The sequence below is a fragment of the Robertkochia solimangrovi genome (genome assembly GCF_007279655.1).
Classification (GTDB): domain Bacteria; phylum Bacteroidota; class Bacteroidia; order Flavobacteriales; family Flavobacteriaceae; genus Robertkochia; species Robertkochia solimangrovi.
In genome coordinates, this window is sequence record NZ_QKWN01000007.1 from 157,751 (window position 1) to 173,455 (window position 15,705).

General features: G+C 42.2%; 13 protein-coding genes. 2 read left to right on the forward strand and 11 right to left on the reverse strand.

Features of this window, described 5'->3' with window-relative positions; translation table 11 throughout:
- Window positions 1-3: 3 nt before the first annotated feature.
- The gene (locus DMZ48_RS10965; protein ID WP_143955190.1) at window positions 4-1,467 is read right to left on the reverse strand and encodes an SGNH/GDSL hydrolase family protein; all 1,464 of its coding nucleotides are present in this window, start codon (window positions 1,465-1,467) and stop codon (window positions 4-6) included.
- Between the two features lie 365 nt (window positions 1,468-1,832).
- Complete coding sequence (locus DMZ48_RS10970; RefSeq protein WP_143955191.1) at window positions 1,833-2,519, reverse strand: TIGR03915 family putative DNA repair protein; 687 nt, start codon at window positions 2,517-2,519, stop codon at window positions 1,833-1,835.
- A 189-nt stretch (window positions 2,520-2,708) separates the two neighbouring features.
- Here DMZ48_RS10970 and DMZ48_RS10975 point away from each other — a divergent pair, with 189 nt between their 5' ends.
- Window positions 2,709-3,473, forward strand: a complete 765-nt coding sequence (locus DMZ48_RS10975) for an XRE family transcriptional regulator (protein WP_143955192.1) — start codon at window positions 2,709-2,711, stop codon at window positions 3,471-3,473.
- Here the strand turns inward: DMZ48_RS10975 and DMZ48_RS10980 are convergent, their stop codons facing one another.
- Window positions 3,474-3,653, reverse strand: coding sequence for a CPXCG motif-containing cysteine-rich protein (locus DMZ48_RS10980; RefSeq protein ID WP_143955193.1), 180 nt, complete (start codon window positions 3,651-3,653; stop codon window positions 3,474-3,476).
- A 55-nt stretch (window positions 3,654-3,708) separates the two neighbouring features.
- A complete protein-coding gene (abc-f, locus tag DMZ48_RS10985) occupies window positions 3,709-5,619 on the reverse strand; it encodes a ribosomal protection-like ABC-F family protein (protein WP_143955194.1) in 1,911 nt (636 codons plus the stop codon).
- A gap of 66 nt (window positions 5,620-5,685) precedes the next feature.
- Here abc-f and DMZ48_RS10990 point away from each other — a divergent pair, with 66 nt between their 5' ends.
- Window positions 5,686-6,075, forward strand: coding sequence for a DUF983 domain-containing protein (locus DMZ48_RS10990; RefSeq protein WP_143955195.1), 390 nt, complete (start codon window positions 5,686-5,688; stop codon window positions 6,073-6,075).
- On the opposite strand, the gene DMZ48_RS10995 is transcribed toward DMZ48_RS10990, so the two are convergent.
- The 7 genes from DMZ48_RS10995 to topA all read right to left on the reverse strand — a co-directional run bounded on the left by DMZ48_RS10995 (window position 6,060) and on the right by topA (window position 15,670).
- The gene (locus tag DMZ48_RS10995; RefSeq protein ID WP_143955196.1) at window positions 6,060-7,118 is read right to left on the reverse strand and encodes an NAD(P)/FAD-dependent oxidoreductase; all 1,059 of its coding nucleotides are present in this window, start codon (window positions 7,116-7,118) and stop codon (window positions 6,060-6,062) included. The two genes, DMZ48_RS10990 and DMZ48_RS10995, sit on opposite strands and share 16 nt — an antisense overlap.
- Before the next feature lie 149 nt (window positions 7,119-7,267).
- Window positions 7,268-8,158, reverse strand: coding sequence for a type IX secretion system ring subunit PorN/GldN (porN, locus tag DMZ48_RS11000; protein ID WP_143955197.1), 891 nt, complete (start codon window positions 8,156-8,158; stop codon window positions 7,268-7,270).
- Between the two features lie 15 nt (window positions 8,159-8,173).
- Complete coding sequence (porM, locus tag DMZ48_RS11005; protein WP_143955198.1) at window positions 8,174-9,784, reverse strand: type IX secretion system motor protein PorM/GldM; 1,611 nt, start codon at window positions 9,782-9,784, stop codon at window positions 8,174-8,176.
- A gap of 44 nt (window positions 9,785-9,828) precedes the next feature.
- Window positions 9,829-10,482 (reverse strand): type IX secretion system motor protein PorL/GldL, encoded by a 654-nt coding sequence (gene porL / locus DMZ48_RS11010; protein WP_143955199.1) that lies wholly within the window; start codon window positions 10,480-10,482, stop codon window positions 9,829-9,831.
- A gap of 42 nt (window positions 10,483-10,524) precedes the next feature.
- Window positions 10,525-11,880 carry a T9SS ring complex lipoprotein PorK/GldK gene (porK, locus tag DMZ48_RS11015; RefSeq protein ID WP_143955200.1) on the reverse strand — a complete coding sequence of 452 codons (1,356 nt, stop codon included), beginning with the start codon at window positions 11,878-11,880 and terminating at the stop codon, window positions 10,525-10,527.
- A 146-nt stretch (window positions 11,881-12,026) separates the two neighbouring features.
- Entirely contained in the window at window positions 12,027-13,184 is a 1,158-nt protein-coding gene (locus tag DMZ48_RS11020; RefSeq protein WP_143955201.1) for a formimidoylglutamase, read from the reverse strand.
- 2 nt (window positions 13,185-13,186) lie between these two features.
- A complete protein-coding gene (topA, locus tag DMZ48_RS11025; protein ID WP_143955202.1) occupies window positions 13,187-15,670 on the reverse strand; it encodes a type I DNA topoisomerase in 2,484 nt (827 codons plus the stop codon).
- Window positions 15,671-15,705: the final 35 nt, after the last annotated feature.

The following is a 15,705-nucleotide window of genomic DNA, read 5'->3' on the forward strand; positions in this document are numbered from 1 at the left end:
AATCTATTTCATTAAATCAAGATAAAGTGCTGTAAAAAACAATTCAGATATAACCTTCGTACCACTTGGTGAGAAATGTGTGTAATCACTTCCTGCCAATTTCTGATCAACCCAATGCTGCATGGAATTAGCTCCACCCATCGCATCAAACATACTCCAGTAAGCAACGTTGTTCTGCAGACAAACCTCCTTTAGCTTCTCGTTTAGGTAAGGAAGATGGCGGTAGGTTATGTACCGGCCATTTTCTAAAGTAGACATATCCGACGGTCCGATGAAAATAAAACTCGCATTCTGAGCTTTCTTACGAACCCATCGCAGATTGGAATATATATATTTTGAATAATTATCGATGGACGTTGAATCCTTCAAATACGGAACAGAATTCCCTCCATACTGAAAGATAAAGATATCCGGCTTAAGTTCACCGGTCATCTGCTGAAAATTTTTGCTGTCAAGTTTCGTAAATACCGTACCGGAAGCTCCACGCATGGCTACATTATCCATGGAAAGACCTTTCTTTCCATCAAGGGTGAGTCCGTAAAAATCAGGACTGACCTGAGCCTCCAGTTCGATTCTTAACGCGGTAGGCGGGGTTTCCAGATCGATCTTATAATTGTGGTAATTACCATCAGCGATCAAATTACCCTCTTTGACCAGTACATCATCATTATACACTTTGATAGACACCGGAGTGATTGCATTCCCATAGTGAAGTCCAACTCTGGTGAATTTACGAAGTCTGGAATAGGATTTCTTTGAGACCCCGATCGTAATATCGGCAACGGTTACCGGTATGGTATCAAGGTTCAGACTATCCGGACTGATGTAATAATGAGGAGTAAATCTTGAGACTGAGGTATACACCCCATATTTTTTATGTTCGAAACGTTCCTGAGTTGGATCGAACGCAGCATATCGTAACCAGTTCTCACTGTGACTCACTTCTGCTTTAACCTGATCATAAGCCTGTTTAATAGGTACAAAACCTGGCCCTTCACCACCATAAAGCCCCTGCAATCTGTTCCTGACATAGGCTGTGATCCGGTCTCCTTCCAGCTGAGAGTCTCCGTAATGAATGATGCGGCATCCGGAACTTTGGAGTTTTTCCTTAAGTTCGTCACGAAAATCAGGATTATCGGTGGGCCAGCTTATCTTTTGAACTCTCGCCGTATCGATCCTGCTGTAATCCGGAACGACCACTGCCGGAGTCTGATCAGAATTCTCAGAATCTTCCAGAACGACTTGTTCTATATTCCCGACAATGCTATCGATATGAACGATCTGAGCATCAGATATACCTTCACTCATAAAGAAAGTCTGGGTGGTAGGGTATTTAATAAGACTATTGAAAACCAAAAATCCATCACTTTTTTTACCCTGGACAATATTGGTTCGGCTCAGAAAAGTAATTCCGAACAATACAGTCAAAGACACCACTATAAACAGACTTATTCTCTTAGGATTCATGGGGTTAGCATAGTTATGCTGCCAAATTTAAAAAATAAAAACCATAGGTGTCTGTTAAAGAATTAGAATAAACAAAAAAGAATTTATCCACTTTAACAACCATACCACATTCAAAAAATGAGAATAAAGGGGTATAGAACTAAATTTCCTGACATGTAAACTACTGGAAATCTTAAAAATAACAGTCGGTATAATCTATATCTCAAACACCATGAATAAAGAACTGTAGTGCTTCCGGTTTATTATATTCCTCAGTGTTAAATCTTCAAAATTTAGAAAAAAGACAGCAAAGTAACACTAATAACTCATTCCGCAATTTATGATGAATACGGAATGAGTCTGATTGATGAATGATGGCTGATTTATCAGGCTTCAGGCCTGATCATTCCTGGTATACCATTGGTGGTCTTAGCCTCAGGAATATTTACAGGAAGTAAATGTTCTTCCTTTTGATTGATACTACGGAAAACGGGCGCACTGATCTGAAGACATTTCTCCGTGTCATAATAGATTCCGTAGGATCGTTTCTCATCATAGATAACCCAGCGCTGTTCGTCAAAGGTCTTAACAAAATGCTCGCTCAATACTGGTAGAATATTATAATCCGGAGACACGGTTGCCCAGTAAACTCCATCTCTTCCTAACTGAAAGCTTATAAATTCTTTCATGCGTTGTATCTGCCGATTCACAATATTAGCAGCCTGATGAATACGGTTAGCATAGATATTCGTCTGGTCATTTTTATCGAAATGCTCAGAGGCATACACATGTACGATAAAGCCAAGCATGATATCTTCCGCTCCTTTGAACTCGCTTAAATGCGTCAGGTACATTTCCTTCACACGCTCCTTTCCAGCCTTCAGCTTCAATGATTCCCAAACCCGTCTCGCTTTTTCCGAATCGGTAACAACCTCCTGGATATCATTGAAAATTTCAGGCGTGAGATGTTTTTGCCGAAGAATAGAGACCGATTTAATATTACGCTCGAATACTTCATATACCGCGGTCAGAAAACCCTGCAAACTACCATCATAAACTAATATCGTTTTCATAAGCTTGTGTTTTACTGATGTCTGAACACTTCAACCGAACTCTTTATAACCCGTTCATAAAATCTGGCTCGGGCTTCATTTGCTTTATCGATTAGAAATGTATCTTTACATTCGTTAATTGCTTGATTCAAATATAGGAATATTTCCAATCTTTTGGATATTTTCCATATTTTTATTTATATTTACCTTATGAAGTCTGAACTGCCGATAGAAGCCCTTCGATTTAAAACACTCAGGGAAGAGTTGAATTTAACGCAACAAGCCTTTGCCATTGCGCTTTCCATCAACAATTCAACCGCTGACATCGAAAGAGGTAAAACAAAAATCTCCGGAGCCGTGGTCGCGGAACTCATGGAACAATTCCGAATCAATCCACTTTGGCTGTTCGGAAAATCAAATAGAAAACTAATCGACCTTACCATCAACACCACCCCGAAAGTAGTTACGGTAAATTCCGAAGACCGGGACAATATAGTTATGGTAAATGTTAAGGCAGCTGCGGGTTACCCGCATAATATTCAGGACGTCGATTGGTATGAAGAACTACCAGCCTTCAGTTTGCCGCTTCCGGAATTCAGAAATGCCACCTACCGCGGTTTTCAGATTGAAGGCGACAGTATGCTTCCCGCTCTTGAACCCGGTGAATGGGTGCTTGCCAAAGCGGTTGAAAGCCTGGACATGCTCTCCAACCACACGCTTGCAGTCGTAGTCATGAACGACAGTGTTCTGGTAAAAAAAGTAAGCAAACACCAGAATAACGAAAAGCTCTCTTTAATCTCCCTGAATGCAGATTATCCACCGATTACTATCACAACGGATATCATCCAGGAACTCTGGGAAGTCAAAAGTAAAATAAGTGGAAATATAGACACCGATCCCGGCAACCAAAACCTGTCTGACATACGGCAGTCTATCAAAGAGATTCAAAAAGAGATCGCTTCACTTAAAAAATAATCATTGACCCAAGGTGTCAGCCTGGAATTCAATAAGAGTCCCTTCACTGAATTCAGCTTTGACTACAATTGGATTACAGCACACTTCACAATCTTCGACATAGCTCTGACTTTCTGAAGGGTCGAGCAGCATCGAAATATGCTCCCAGCAATACGGACATTGAAAAAAATGTTCGATCATGATATGTCTTTTTTACATGGATCAAAACGAAAGCATCTCCGCAGGCCCGGATAAATTATTCACCGAGAGCCTCAGTTACCTCATACCAGGATTCGGTTAACCGCTCAAGCTCCTTTTTCTTCTCCTTATACTTATCAAAGAAACCTGGCTTTGCGATCAATTCATCATAGCTTACCGCTAATTGAGCGTCGATCTCAGCGATCTCCTTTTCAAGTCGCGCTATTCCTGATTCCACCTTACTCAATTTATTTTTAAGCGATTTCTGCCTTTTCTGATCTTCATAAGAAATCTTCACCGATTCCTTATCCTCTTTAACAGTCGCCTTCGGGGTTGAAGATTTCTCGATCTCTCTGAAGTCAGCTGCCTGTCGCTCATCAAGATAATAATTGATATCACCTAAAAATTCACGGATTCTTCCCTCTTTAAATTCATATACCTTATCGGTAAGCCCTTGAAGAAAGTCCCTGTCGTGAGAAACCAAAAGCAAGGTTCCCTCAAAACTCTTTAACGCCTCCTTCAAAACATTCTTAGACTTGATATCAAGGTGGTTGGTAGGCTCATCCATCACTAAAACATTAAATGGCTCCAGTAGCATCTTACAAAGTGCCAGACGATTTCTTTCGCCTCCTGACAACACCTTCACTTTCTTATCTACTTCATCCCCCCTGAAAAGGAAAGAACCAAGCATATCCCTTACTTTAGTTCTGTTGGTATCATTGGCTGAATCCAGCATAGTATCCAGCACAGTTTTTTCTCCATCCAGATACTCCGCCTGGTTCTGGGCAAAATATCCCAGCTGAACGTTGTGCCCAAGCTTTACATTACCGGTGTGACTGATCTCCCCGATAATAATCTTGGCTAGCGTTGTTTTTCCCTGACCGTTCTGACCTACAAAAGCAACCTTACTGTTTCGCTCTACCAAAAGATCAATACCTCCCAGCACTTTTTTCTCACCATAGTTCTTCCCGATCGTTTCACCTTCGATCACCACTTTCCCGGGCTGTACAGATACAGGAAAACGGACATTCATCACCGCATTATCCTCTTCATCCACTTCGATCCGTTCGATCTTATCAAGCTTCTTAATCAGCGATTGAGCCATAGAAGCTTTACTAGCCTTAGCCCTGAACTTCTCGATTAGTTTTTCGGTTTGCTCGATTTGCTTCTCCTGATTCTTAAAGGCATTCATCTGCAATTCCCGCATCTCCTTTCGAAGAACAAGGTAGTCGGAATAAGCCTTAGGATAATCATATATCTTACCCAGAGAGATCTCAATAGTTCTGTTCGTCACATTATCCAGGAACATCTTATCGTGAGAAACGATTGCTACCGCACCGGAATATGACTTCAGAAATTGTTCCAGCCAAATGATAGATTCTATATCAAGGTGGTTGGTAGGCTCATCCAGCAACAGCACATCATTATTCTGTAAAAGAAGTTTAGCCAGTTCGATTCGCATTCTCCATCCTCCGGAGAAGGTATCGGTCATTTTCTCAAAATCCTCTCTTTTGAAACCTAGTCCGAGTAACACCTTTTCTGTATCCCCCTGGTAATTATAACCACCGAGGATCTCATAATGATGACTCACATCATTAAGATCGATCATCAGCTGATGATAGCCTTCACTTTCATAGTCGGTTCTTTCTGCCAGTTGATGATTGATCTCATCGAGCTGACGCTCCAATCGCTTGATTTCCTCAAAAGCCTGATAAGCTTCCTCAAGAACCGTATTACCTTGCACAAAGTCAATATCCTGTTTCAGGAATCCGATTCTCACCTCCTTATCAGTAGCGATCACTCCGGAATCTGCTTCCATTTCTTTTGAAAGCAATTTCAACATGGTAGATTTACCTGCCCCATTCTTACCGATAAGCCCAACACGGTCTCCCGGGTTCAGTCGGAATGAAACTTCTTCAAACAAATATTCTCCTCCAAAGGATACAGATAAATTGTGTACGTTCAGCATTTTTTGTGACTATTGTTACAGTTTAGCAGAGGGGAAAACATTAATTTTACCCTAAAATTTTTGCAAATGTTAAAAAAAGGAAGCAAACTCTACAGCATTTTAACAGGAACTTGTCCTAAGTGCCAGATGGAAAGTATGTATATGTACAAAAATCCGTACATGCCAACCCATACACTTAAGATGAATGAACGCTGTTCTCATTGCCATACGAAATACAAAATCGAGCCTTCCTTCTTCTACGGAGCCATGTATGTCAGCTATGCGGTAGGTACCGCTTTCGCTGTGGCTGCCTTTGTGATTAGTTATCTTTTTATCGGAACCAGTCTGAAAACCTCCTTTTTTGCCATCGTTGGCACTCTCGTTGTTTTCATGCCTGTGATCATGCGCCTGTCCCGAAATATCTGGATAAATTTCTTCATGAAATACGACCCTGAAGCAAATCAGGAAATGGCCTGATATTTCTTTTTATAGCGCACTATATCCATCTCCGGATCCATGGGTATCTCATTTTCTATATAGGCAAATAATTGCGGTGCTGCATAGGGTCCAATCATAACCCCCCGACTTCCGAGACCATTCAAAACGTAGTAACGATCATAAACAGGATGGCGGCCCACCAATGGCCTCCTGTCTGCCACCGTAGGACGAATACCCGCAAACTGATCGATAACCTCGTAGCTCCCTTTAAAAAAGCTCCTGAGCTTATCTTCCAGCTCCTCTTTACTTTCCACGGTTGGCTCCTGCGTCTTATCCTTCCATTTATAGGTTGCTCCTACCTTGTACAGGTCATTTCCCAATGGAAGCAGGAACACAGAGGATTTCAGCACAAAATCAAGATCAAAACCTTTCGCTCTGATCAGTAAAAGCTCCCCTTTTGTTCCATTCAGTGGCAGGTAATTGAAATAAGGATTAGATTTGAGTCCAAATCCTTCGCAGAAAACGATATTCCCGGCTTTGTGTTCCTTATAACTAACATGATCCTCCAAACAGTGTAAAGCAGTATAATCGAAAGTCTCTTCCACCAATCTGCCTGCAGCTTTAAGGTACGTTTTATATTCCTTAAGCAGCAGGGCAGTATCAATCCGACCGCTACGAAGTACCTGACCAAATCCAAAGGGTGCATCGACATGATTAACCGACTTCCGGATCACCTTAGGCTCCATAAACGCATTCAACCCGGGTTTGTCTGCTGCCTCGAACCAATTGTTCTGTTCTTCCACTGAAGCAAAACGTCGTAAAACAGGAATTTTGTGATCGACCTTTACTCCGAGTTTCGCTTCAAGACGAGGGTAGAACTCTTCCAGATGCGCCATTTGTTCTTCCGATCTCCATACACGGGTAAAGCGTTTAAGAATTACGGGATTATACATTCCTCCCGCAACTACTGAGGATAGCTGTGAAGCATCATCGATCATTAAAAAAGACCGCTTATGTTTTTCCAGTTCTTCGCAAAAAGCAAGTCCTGCCAGACCGCTCCCTACAATAAGATAATCAACCATAGCAGCAAAGTTACACGGAAAGTTTTAAGAATTGAATTTGGATTGTCACTATCCTGAAATTTCACCGATGCTATAAATCCACTCCATAAAAAAAGCCCGCTAAGTGCGGGCTTTTAAATGTTATATGTTTTGAATTGGAAATCGTGAGATTAATAACTCCACATATCCTGTTCCTTGTTTCGGATCTCTTCTTTGATCCTTTGCGCTTCGAGAAGCTGGAACAGTGCATTATCGGAAATATACTCTTTGATCTCCCGGTCTTGCTGAACGTTTTCCTCCTTGTAGATATAAGCGTTGAATCTTCTTGCATTCAAAAGCTGATCAAAGGAGATCGGACGAGATGAGTTCTGGTTATTAAATGCCTTCGCTTCATGAAGAATTTCACGAACTGAAGGGAACCAAACCCAGAAGAGTGGCACGAGGTCAGATTGTTCTGAATCTATAAAGTTCACATCGGGTGCTACAGGAGCGATCCCAAGCAATCTGTACTTTATCTCTCCCTGACGTTTGTCAAAATACCACACCCCTTTGATTCTCCACTCCTGAATATCAGCAGCGGTGATCTTTCTACGGTTGATGTATTCCAACGAAACAGGTTCTCCGGCATTTAATTGCTCATAACCAAGGTCAGTGGTATCCACTTTAACCAGGGTAGCAGCCAGATCTTCAAGACTACGTTTATCCGTGAAATAAGAATCTGAATAGATCGCATCGATCTTTCCGTTTTCAATATTTCTCATCAAAACATCATAAAGCGATCTTCTGTCGCTACCGATACCCACAGTATCGATAGGATAGTACAATGGAAAGTTAATCCTTTCATCGAGATCGATCTTTTCCCATACGGTTTTTGACCATAGTATGTCACGATCATCAACATATCCGTAGGCTAACGGTTCGTCGTTATCAGCTTCAATCTGTTCGCGGGTTTTTACTCCCACCTCCTCAGGCGTCTTTGCATTCAGAATGTTGGCCTGAGCAAGGGCAGAACCCGAGATCAATACGGCTGAAACAGTTAATACAATACCTTTCCAATTCATAACATTTGGGTTTTATTAATTTGTTAGCTCAACAACAACAGGAGATACTTTTTTAAGTTTATAAGATCTGTTGTTGGTAATATAAGCTTCAATATCAAAAATTTGTACAGACTCACCGCGTCCGGCACGTTTAAGCGCCTGCTTAGCACGGTCATTCAGTTTATTTCCATTCACCTCTACGGTTGGTTGACCAGGAACTTTGAATTTAAATCCGCTGATCGCAAGGTTTAGGTCGAAATCGAAATCTTCAAGCATCGCTCCTACAGTAGCGATCTCAAGGTTCGTACGTGGCATTTTGATCTCCCCGAACTCACCTCTTACAGTTCCGGATGGTCTTGGGATATCCTTGATACGGAATTCTGATTTAGAGCTGATTCCTTTACCATCAGGAAGCGTACCGCTTGCTGTAATGGTAACTGAACGTCCAGTTCCAGGCATCATCGCAAATTTACTACCGGATACTCTTGAAAGTCCAGGAGCACTTGCATTTACCTTATTATCAGGTATACCAGGAATAGAGATCGTCAGTGGGTTAGAAACTCCACGATATACAACGTTCATCTTATCTGCAGAGATCACCGCAGCATTAGGCATACTGATTGTTGCGAAGGTCTGCTCTACAGGTACTACCACTTCTTCACCGTCTTCTTTAAAGATAAGCTCCCCTTTGATATTGTGATCTCCAGGTGCTCCGGCACTTACTTTAAGTACCACTCTACCCCCCTGAAGTTCGAAATCTCTTCCTTCTTCAAGATCACGTCCGTCAAGTTTAAGACGAACCTCAGATGGCTTGGTAGCCTCATCAGTTCTACCCAGTACGATGGCTCCGTCAAACTTCTCACCAGAATAGTAAGCAGATTTAGGCTGCTGTAATAAAGTTGAGTAGTTATTCATGGATACTTCAGAAGTCAGCTGACCCTGAACCATAGCAGACAGAATATCGTCTTCGGTTGTCTTGATATCCGACTGGATGTCGGTAAGTTTCGTAAGCGACGCCACTAACGGGAATCCTTCATAGTGGTAGTTCAACCACTCGATTCTCTTTCCGTCACTGTTTCTCGGAACCTTACCATCTTCGTCACCGGTAGCAAATCTCTCTGAAATAGAAGCGATAAGCGTTTCTTTCTGCGTTGCGTTCAACAAAGAATCCGGAATACTGGTAATGGTAGCAACGGTTTGTTCTCTATAGTTGTTGATATAGTCAACGAACTTCTTTCCATCCTTAGAGTAGTTATCTCCCTGGAAGAAAAGCTGATCAAGTTCGTCAGGCTTATCCATAACTTCGTAGTTCTTACTATCCAGATCTTCTGCAGGTACTTTAGCAAGGATCTTTGTTTTGATCTCTCCTACGTAATTGTAGAATTCCTGTGATAGGGTATTGATACCGTTATAATCTTTAAGCAAAGTTTCATATTTCAACGGCTGATCTACTGCTTTCTGCTGTAAACCCGCATATGCCATTTGATTATTTACGGTAGCTTTCTCATTGGAAGCTTCAAGCTTTTCGTTCAAAAGACCGAAAGCCGAGAGTACTTCCTTACTCATGTTTAACGCCAGCATGGCGATGAAAACCAGATACATCAGGTTGATCATCTTCTGACGTGGTGATAAATTTCCTCCTGCCATCTCTTAAGTTTTAATGGTTATTTAGTTTCTTATCCGACGAAGGATTAATTTCTGTTCATTGCGGTTAACATACCACCATAAACACCATTCAGAGATGAAAGATTGGTTGCAAGAGAAGCCATTTGCTCTTTAAGCTTACCAGCGTTTTCAGCAACTTCCTCATTGATAGAAGCCTGTCTGTTCGCGCTTTCAAGCTGAACTTTATAAAGGCTGTTCAGTGATTCCATCTGAGCGGCAGCAAGAGAAAGTTCCTCACTGTACTTCTTAGTAGAAGAAAGCGCTTCAGCGGTAGGAGAAATGTTCTTAGCAGCACCTTCGAAGTTCTTGATGCTTTCTCCAAGGCTGCTCATCAACTGAGAGTCGATCTTAGCCTCTTTCAACATTTCATCCAGCTTTTTAGAAAGTAGTCCGTCAGCTTCTTTAGCTTCAGCTACCTCATTTTTTCTGCTGGCTTTGGTCTCACCTCCTGCAAGTTCAGGATAAACAAGTGACCAATCCAGTTCGTCTTCTACCGGCTCGAATGCAGAGATCGCGAAGATCACCGCTTCAGAGATCAGACCGATCGCAAGGAGAAGTCCTCCGTTAATTGGCCCGATTTCCCAGTGAAGGATCTTGAATAACGCCCCGATAATTACAACCGAAGCACCCAGCCCGTAGGCCATGTTAAACAGTTTCTTAGATGATTTTGACTGTGCCATAGTAAAAAATTTTTAGTTAAGTTAAGTTATTAATTTGGATATTTAGTTCTGGGTCACTTCAGTACCCATATAGTCCTGAACTGTCCTGAAGCCGATATAGCTTCTGGCCGAGTCCTGATACTCATAATCTCTGGTACTCACTTGTAAGAAGTAAGCGACATCCTTCCATGATCCTCCTCTAATAACCTTACGTTTGTTTTCGTCATCATAGGTGTTAGGATTCATGGTAGAAACATATTCATAAGAATTGGGGTTGTATGATGAATTTGTCCATTCAGAAACATTTCCGGCCATATTATACAGGTTGTAATCATTCGGATCGTAGGAATCCGCCTCCACTGTATAAAGTGCCTGATCTGCCGCATAATCTCCACGGAGTGGTTTAAAGTTTGCCATAAAACATCCTCTGTCATTCATGATGTATGGCCCTCCCCATGGATAAGTACCTGATTCGATACCTCCTCTGGCAGCGTATTCCCATTCCGCTTCAGTAGGCAGACGGAACTGGTTTACGAATTGCATATTGTTATTCTTCTGGAAATCGTTTTTATACTTTGTTCTCCATGCACAGAAAGCTTTCGCCTGCTTCCAGGAAACACCTACAACAGGATAGTCGCTGTAAGCTTCACTCCAGAAATAGTCATTGTGCATAGGCTCGTTATATGAATAACTGAAATCCTTGATCCATACCGTGGTATCAGGATATACCAGTACTTCTTCATGACGGATGAAATCTTTACGTTTTCCACCACCCTTAGCACGGGCAGCCGCTTGAATATCCATCCAGTTATACTGATATTTCAATTTGTTTACATCAACTGTTCTGTGCCCGTTATATGACTCAACCTCAGGAATATACATAGAGTCCATCACTTCAGAATAATACTGATCCGGATATCTCGAAGTTCTCCAAACGAGATCGATATCTTTATTCAGTCTTCTTCCTCGGTAACTCTCCTCATCCATATTATCATAATTGAAAAGCATATACTTTTCATATTCCGACAGGTTAGAGGTATCTGCATCCCTGAATGCGAACTCACCGATTCCTCCGTCTCCGGGAACTTCCCCGAGCTCTTCGGCATAAATGGCTAGTCGCGTACGGATGATAGAATCTTTCACCCACTCAACAAACTGTCGATATTCGCTGTTCGTGATCTCTGTCTCGTCCATATAAAAAGAACGCACAGTAACGGTTTTGGTTGGCGCATTGAGAACATTGGCCTGGTCTTCATCTGAACGACCCATAATAAAGGCTCCGCCAGGAACAAGCGACATACCGTAGGGCTTTTCGGGATGCCATTTTTTTCCGCGGATACCAACCAGTTCTCCTCTGTCATTAGAACCACAGCTGGTCAGCAATAATGTAACAGATGCTAATAGAAATAGCTTTTTCATATACATAATCGAGGTTAAATTACATTCTTAGATTTAAGATGGTAAACCTATTTAATAAATTCCAAAAAAACAATAAACACATAATTTTTGTTGTCAAACACCCATAAAACAAAGTGTACTACAAACTACCTGTTATAACGGGTGGGTTAAACTAACATCTTCTTGTATGCCTTCCACCATCTTTCCGGCACAACACCCTCACAAGCACTAAGATAATCCTCGTGGGTGCAAGGTAATAACGTTTGTCTTTTCAATTTATTATCTAAATTTTCAATTTGTGGTACTTCGATCCACCAACGTCCTGAAATATCACTCTTATAGAAATGAATCTCAAGATCTTCCATAGGCACGATATACTTATTGAAACTATCGGACGAAGCAAAAGGATAGTCATTTTTACGAATATTCACTCCCTCAATAAAATACCAGATCACCTGAGCTGCAAGCTGATCGAATTGTGAATTCGTCTCACACTCGAACACCCCGAAGGAAGTCACCTTATCGCTGATACCTGCATATCTGGCAATCGCACAGATCTCCCGGCCGTCGAAACCATTTGGATGACTGTTTCTCGCATTACCCAGATCAGCCGAACGTACCGCAGTCATATCCAGACTCACAAGATCTGCATCCCTGAACACCGGTTCCACCACGGTAATATCTCCGGTAACCTCTCCTAAACGATACGCCTCGAAGAAAAGTCTTTCCATAAGATCGATCTCTTCCTGGGCATTGAAATAGGTCTGGTATCCAAGGTTGGAAAAATTAAACAGATTGTTTGGCAGATTCACCACTATCTTACTCATATAAGAACGGGAAGATATCAATTCATCCGCACTTCCAAAATCGAATCTGCTATCAACAGAAACAAGATTGACCATTTGCTCCATCGTATCATAAGCGCGATACATCGCATAGGTAAGATCCTGACTTCCGCCGAACACCACCGGCAATATCCCTTGTTTAAGGAGACCGGTCATAATATTAGCGACTGCAAAATAGGTATCCTCAATCGACTCTCCCCCCGGAAGATTACCAAGGTCTGCAATCGGAGCACTCCAGTTACCCATGAACAATTTATAAAGTTCAAGTCGGATATTTTTCAAACTAAGTTTACCATCCGGCTTTACCGATGCGTTTCGAATTTCATCAACTCCGATGAGCGCGATCTTAACTCCTTCCAGTTCAGGAAAACCGTTTTTTTCGGAATGAATTCGGATCGAACGCCCGAAAGACTGCCTAGGAAGTAATTCATTGTGTGCAAGAACCACATTCTCGACAGGGATCAGAAAGTCGGTATTCATATTTATTTCTTGGCTTTAGCTTTAGATCTTGTCTTTTTCTTTGGCGCCTGCTTTTCCAGGATCTCCTTCACCTGCTCAAGATTAAGCTTACTGGCATCAACATCTTTGGAAAGCTCGATCTTGGTCTTTCCTTTTATAATATTAGATCTTCCCCAACGGGCTTTTTCCACACGAATACCCTCTTCCTCCCAGTTATGGATGATCTTCTCACGTTCCTTTTTAAGTTTATCTTCGATCAGTTCAGCGATATCATCATTGCTCAGATCATCGAAGTCATATTTCTTATTCACATTGATAAACATACCGTTCCATTTGATAAACGGACCGAAACGACCTTTTCCTTTGGTCACCTCTTCTCCTTTATAGGTAGCGATAGGAGCTTCAGCTTTTGCTTTAGCCTTGATAAGTTCAACGGCTCTGTCCATGTTTACATCAAAGATATCCTCGCCCTTGGCCAGGCTTACAAAACTTTTACCAAACCTTACATAGGGCCCGAACCTACCCACATTTACTTCAACATCTTCCCCTTCATAGGTCCCGAGCTTTCTCGGTAATTTGAAAAGATCAAGAGCCTCTTCAAAAGTTATGGTATCGATAGACTGATCAGGAAGCAAACTAGCAAATCGAGGCTTCTCTTCATCATCAGCAGTACCGATCTGGGCCATAGGACCAAATCGCCCGAGACGAACACTCAATTGCTTTCCGGATTCAGGATCTGTTCCGAGAACCCGCTCTCCGCTTTCCCGCTCTGCATTTTCTTCCACATCAAGCACATTCGGATGAAAGTCTTTATAGAAATCCTTCATCATCTTCGTCCAGTCCTCTTCTCCGGACGCGATATTATCGAAATCCTCTTCAACCTTCGCGGTAAAATTATAATCGAGGATTCCTGCAAAATGGTTCACCAGAAAATCATTAACAATGGTCCCTATATCCGTAGGCACCAATTTCCCTTTATCAGAACCGACCATCTCGGACAGCACCTCCTCTTTCACAACATTACCTGCGAGCGTAAGTTGCACATATTTACGCTCCTCTCCTTCTATAGTTCCCCGCTCCACATATCCGCGATTTTGAATCGTCGAGATCGTTGGCGCATAGGTAGAAGGTCTTCCGATTCCGAGCTCCTCCAGCTTTTTAACCAGTGAAGCTTCCGTATATCGATAAGGCGGACGCGTGAAACGCTGGGTTGCACTAATATAATTTGAGAATACCTCCTCATTCACCCGAAGTTCCGGAAGCATTCCACTTTGCTCTTCATCTTCATCATCGGTTCCTTCAAGATAAACTTTCAGGAAACCATCGAATTTCAACACCTCCCCATTTGCCAGGAAATGCTCACTATGATTATTACAAGCTATCTTCACCGAAGTACGCTCCAACTGTGCATCGCTCATCTGAGAGGCCAGCGTTCTTTTCCAGATCAGATCATAAAGACGAGCCTGATCTCTATCTATTGAAACACTATGCGCACTCATATCGGTAGGACGTATGGCTTCGTGCGCCTCCTGAGCACCTTTTGATTTCGACTGGAAATTACGGGTCTGACTATATTCCTTACCGTAATAACTTTCGATCTCCTTCTTTGCAGCCCCGATAGCCTCTGGCGAAAGATTCACACTATCAGTTCTCATATAGGTGATAAGTCCTGCTTCGTAGAGTCGTTGTGCCAGCGTCATGGTTTTAGAAACAGAGAAATATAGCTTCCTCGATGCCTCCTGCTGCAAGGTAGAAGTAGTAAATGGTGGCGCCGGAGATTTCTTTGCCGGTTTGGTATCCAGATCGGCTATATGAAATTCTCCTCCGGTATTCTTATTGAGAAAGGCCATCGCCTCCTCTTTGGTATCAAATGAATTTGATAATCGGGCCTTAAAGGTCTTTCCGTCATCATTTCTAAACTCCGCCGTAATTTTGAACGAAGCAACCGGCTCGAATGACTTAATCTCGCGCTCACGTTCCACAATAAGTCGCACAGATACCGACTGAACACGACCCGCTGAAAGTCCGGTCTTGATCTTCTTCCAAAGCACTGGAGAGAGTTCATACCCTACCAAACGATCGAGCACTCTTCTGGCCTGTTGTGCATTAACGAGATTATAATCGATATTTCTCGGATTATCAATAGCTTTCTGAATGGCGTTTTTCGTAATCGAGTTAAAAACGATTCTTTTGGTTTTATCCTTGTCGAGTTTAAGCTCTTCCGCCAGGTGCCAGGCAATAGCCTCCCCCTCTCGGTCCTCATCACTTGCGAGCCAAACCGTTTCGGCTTTTTTCGCAAGATCCTTCAGCTTTTTCACCACAGCCTTCTTATCGCTGGAGACCACATATTTCGGTTTGAAGTCGGCATCTACATTTACCCCTAGTTCCCTGGAAGGAAGATCGGCGATATGCCCGAAACTCGACTCCACCTTAAAATCCTTACCTAAGAATTTTTCGATGGTCTTTGCTTTAGCAGGTGACTCAACTATTACCAGATTCTTTGCCATAGATTCACTATTAATGTGTGTACAAAAGTATACAG

Bases quoted from the DNA above. Each gene is read 5' to 3' on its own strand.
- DMZ48_RS10995 (WP_143955196.1), bottom strand. From the start codon at position 7,118: ATGGTTGATTATCTTATTGTAGGGAGCGGTCTGGCAGGACTTGCTTTT.
- DMZ48_RS11020 (WP_143955201.1), bottom strand. From the start codon at position 13,184: ATGAATACCGACTTTCTGATCCCTGTCGAGAATGTGGTTCTTGCACAC.
- DMZ48_RS10970 (WP_143955191.1), bottom strand. From the start codon at position 2,519: ATGAAAACGATATTAGTTTATGATGGTAGTTTGCAGGGTTTTCTGACC.
- DMZ48_RS10965 (WP_143955190.1), bottom strand. From the start codon at position 1,467: ATGAATCCTAAGAGAATAAGTCTGTTTATAGTGGTGTCTTTGACTGTA.
- porK (WP_143955200.1), bottom strand. From the start codon at position 11,880: ATGAAAAAGCTATTTCTATTAGCATCTGTTACATTATTGCTGACCAGC.
- DMZ48_RS10980 (WP_143955193.1), bottom strand. From the start codon at position 3,653: ATGATCGAACATTTTTTTCAATGTCCGTATTGCTGGGAGCATATTTCG.
- porL (WP_143955199.1), bottom strand. From the start codon at position 10,482: ATGGCACAGTCAAAATCATCTAAGAAACTGTTTAACATGGCCTACGGG.
- porN (WP_143955197.1), bottom strand. From the start codon at position 8,158: ATGAATTGGAAAGGTATTGTATTAACTGTTTCAGCCGTATTGATCTCG.
- porM (WP_143955198.1), bottom strand. From the start codon at position 9,784: ATGGCAGGAGGAAATTTATCACCACGTCAGAAGATGATCAACCTGATG.
- DMZ48_RS10975 (WP_143955192.1), top strand. From the start codon at position 2,709: ATGAAGTCTGAACTGCCGATAGAAGCCCTTCGATTTAAAACACTCAGG.
- topA (WP_143955202.1), bottom strand. From the start codon at position 15,670: ATGGCAAAGAATCTGGTAATAGTTGAGTCACCTGCTAAAGCAAAGACC.
- DMZ48_RS10990 (WP_143955195.1), top strand. From the start codon at position 5,686: ATGTTAAAAAAAGGAAGCAAACTCTACAGCATTTTAACAGGAACTTGT.
- abc-f (WP_143955194.1), bottom strand. From the start codon at position 5,619: ATGCTGAACGTACACAATTTATCTGTATCCTTTGGAGGAGAATATTTG.